Annotated in this window: 2 protein-coding genes and 1 pseudogene; 1 reads left to right on the plus strand and 2 read right to left on the minus strand. The window is 58.0% G+C overall.

Features of this window, described 5'->3' with window-relative positions; all coding sequences use genetic code 11:
• Positions 1-308: 308 nt before the first annotated feature.
• Positions 309-1,401, minus strand: a pseudogene (locus AB3X94_RS41345) (porin).
• Positions 1,402-1,823: 422 nt separating this feature from the next.
• Between AB3X94_RS41345 and AB3X94_RS41350 the strand changes: the two are divergent.
• Positions 1,824-2,630: an IS5 family transposase gene (locus AB3X94_RS41350; RefSeq protein ID WP_368594358.1), complete on the plus strand. Its 807-nt coding sequence runs from the start codon at positions 1,824-1,826 to the stop codon at positions 2,628-2,630.
• A gap of 193 nt (positions 2,631-2,823) precedes the next feature.
• On the opposite strand, the gene AB3X94_RS41355 is transcribed toward AB3X94_RS41350, so the two are convergent.
• Positions 2,824-2,958, minus strand: a complete 135-nt coding sequence (locus tag AB3X94_RS41355; RefSeq protein WP_281375202.1) for a hypothetical protein — start codon at positions 2,956-2,958, stop codon at positions 2,824-2,826.
• Between the last annotated feature and the right edge of the window lie 429 nt (positions 2,959-3,387).

The following is a 3,387-nucleotide window of genomic DNA, read 5'->3' on the forward strand; positions in this document are numbered from 1 at the left end:
CGCGTGCGTTTCGTTGAAAGATCCAGACCAAGACCAAGCTGTGTCATCGAGGTACCCCTTAAACCTGCCTTCTCCCAGGATAGTCCACCGAGACGTCAACGCCAGGACTTTTGCAGACCCTCCCTAGTTCCTATCGCGCGCTCTTCGTTTCTAGTTCAAGTGAAAAGTAGGTGACGTTGAGCGTCTTAATTTCTTCGCAGCGGACTGGACCGTCCGCCAGTAACGCGCGAACGTCCCGCACCGGCACCGGCTCTCCGCCTAACCTCGCGTTGATGTCGCAATCAGCATAGAGGGCGTGCAGATGTCGTTTAGAACCTCGTCTGCAAGCCGACGCGACCGATCAACTGCGACGGACCGCTCGACGCGACCATCACGTCGTTGATCTGTGCGTTCGCCCCTTGGTTCGTGCGCTGGTAGCCGGCAGCCACGTAAACGCTGGTTTGCTTCGACAGGAAGTACTTCAGCGTGCCGGTGAGCTGATGTGCGTGGTTGTTGTCGACTACCTGATTGCCCTTCATGTACATATACGCACCGCTCAACACCCACTCTGGCGCCATCAACCACATGCCACCCAGCTCCGCCTGCCAGACCGACGCGCCGTTCATTCCGTTACGCACCGCCGTATAGAGCGCGTTCACAGTCACCGGACCGAAGGTATAGTGCGCACTATAGTGCGCACCGGCGCCCCAGTTGCGCACGCTGACCTGCGCGCCTGAGACAGCCGTCTTCACCTGCGTATAGGCAGCATTTGCCCCGAATGCGCCGTGGATGTAGTTCAGGCCTACGCTCACCCCGCTGTTCGAGCCGAACGATCCCGCCACGCCGCCAAAGCCGTACATGGCGCCAGCCGAAAGGCCGCCGAAGCTCGGGCTCGCATACTTGACTGAACTGTGGATAGGTCTAGATCCCCCAATGCCATCCCAGTCGAACGCGCCCGTCGGATTGTTCGGCAACGCGAGTTTCCCAAACGGTCCATTGCGGAAGTCGTAGACGCCCTGCGCGTAGATCGCGCCATCATCCATGACCGAAGAATAGCAAATCGATCATGAAATCGTACTGGTTGCCTAAAGTAAGCCGGCCGAGGTGATCGTCGTCCAGTCCGACGAACGCGTTACGGGTGAACAGGCTGCCGCCGGGCATGAATGTACCCGTGCCGAGTTCGAACTGGCTCGTGAGATCGAAGACGGCGCGCGTGCCGCCTCCTAGGTCTTCCTTGCCGAGAAATCTCAGCAGGTTCGGCACAGCAATGCCGTCATCGAACTTGACGACGTGGCTACCGCCTTCATTGCTGACGTAGGAGACGCCGCCATCCAGCATACCGGTGAGTGTGACACTGCTCTGTGCGTAGGTATCGCACATGAACAGCAGGCTTGTGGCAAACAAGAAGGCTTTCATTTTCATCGGCGATCTCCATTTCTTACTTCCTGTGACCCAGGTTTCGTGTCACACCGACGCCATCTGTGTGTCGGCACTGGCATGAATTCGAATGTGTGAGCGCTTTGCACGACGCCCTCCCGTACACCCGGTCGCGGCTATCGGTGTTGTTACACCAAGGCGCGGAAAAGTCTCGGTGAGGAACAACTTCCACTGCCCGCAACGAGGCGCCGAACGCGAAAGTCAGCGTGATCGGCAAGCTGAAATACTGCGCGACGAAACCCGCCATCGCCGGCGCGAGACCACCGCCGAACGAGCCGGCGAATCCGCCAAAGCCGATGCCGAGACGACGAATCCCATCTGCTGCGTTCAAAGATGCACGAGATAGGTCGGCACCATCGCGTTAGACGGTGTTATGAACTTTCGGCCAGACTTGGTACCCTGGCGGGATGAAAAAACGCAGACCCTACCCAACGGATGTATCGGATGAAGAGTGGTACTTCGCCGCTCCGTATCTGACCTTGATGAACAAGGACGCACTGCAGCGCCGCTACGAACTGCGCGAGATGTTCAACGCGCTGCGCTGGATCGTACGTGCGGGTGCCCCATGGCGTTTGTTGCCCAATGACTTTCCGCCATGGGAGTTGATCTACCAGCAGACGCAACGCTGGATTCAGGCGGGCTGCTTCGAGGCCATGGTGAGCGATTTGCGCTCGATCATCCGGGTCGCCCAGGATCGCCGTGGTCAACCCAGCGCGGTCATCCTCGATGGCCGTACGCTGCTGTCGACGTGCGAAAGCGGCGCACGCGCAGGCTACGACGGGTACAAGCGCAAGAAAGGCAGCAAGGTACATATGGCGGTGGACACGTTGGGACAACTGCTCGCGGTGCATGTGACGCCGGCCAACGAGCAGGAGCGCGCGCAGGTTGGAGAACTGGCGCGTCAGGTTCAGCAGGCCACGGGCCAGACGGTCAAGGTGGCGTTCGCGGATCAGGGATATACCGGCGAAGAGCCCGCACAGGCGGCGCTTGACGAGGGGATTGAACTTCAGGTCATCAAGCTGCCGGAGGCGAAAAAGGGGTTCGTGCTGTTGCCGCGCCGCTGGGTGGTCGAGCGCAGCTTCGGCTGGCTCAACCGCTTCCGCCGACGGGCAAGAGACTACGAGCGATTGCCTGAAACCTTGGCTGGCTTGCATTTCGTCGTATTCTCCGTGCTTATGCTCGTCCACTTTGCAGCCCTTAACAAAAGTACATAACACCTTCTAAACCACGAAAGTACCGTCGTTCGCGCACAGGATCGCCAGCGTCGCTAGCCACACGTTGGGACTGCCGAAGAATTCGGTCAAGCGCCGCTCGGCTCTGCACCGAGCGGCGCTGTACAACTCGCCCTTTCGCTTCTCCGGCAGCGTGCGCGAAATCAGAATGATGCACCGCGGAAGTCACGAACACCTAATAATCATGTGTGGCAACAGCAGCGCAAACATCCAGCGGTCCCATCCCGACCAGGATCAGTTCTTTTACTTCGCATACTGAACCATCATTTTTTTCGAGATCGATCAGTTCTTTTGCAAAAGTATAGCTCACTGCTTCTCTCCTGCCGGGCGTGTCCATTTTATTTATGCCGGATATTCGTTATATAGAATAAGTGCTTTGTAAAAAACGCAACGATTTGAGTTTAAGGGATAACACTGAAATGACAGCCGCGAGTGCGGGACAGCGGCCGTACAAGATCGGGCCTCGCGTGGACGGATTCCGGGCATCCAGGACCACCCTGACCGTCGCGTCAACAGGGTGGGGGCATTTGTTGACGTGATATAATTTTGCACCTCCGCTTCACACCGTCTGCCGGCAACAGATAGAATGCGACGGTGGTCAGTTGCGTGCCTTAGCAGGATGCGGAAATACCCCCGCCCGGAATCGGCCTTCCACGATTTGAGCGCCCACCGTCGCTAAATCTTTCGCATTGTGCAATTTCAACGCGCATCAACCTTTTTAAAGCACTGTGAGGCCGGC

Origin of the sequence: Paraburkholderia sp. BR10923 (assembly GCF_040948765.1) — a bacterium.
GTDB lineage: Bacteria > Pseudomonadota > Gammaproteobacteria > Burkholderiales > Burkholderiaceae > Paraburkholderia > Paraburkholderia youngii.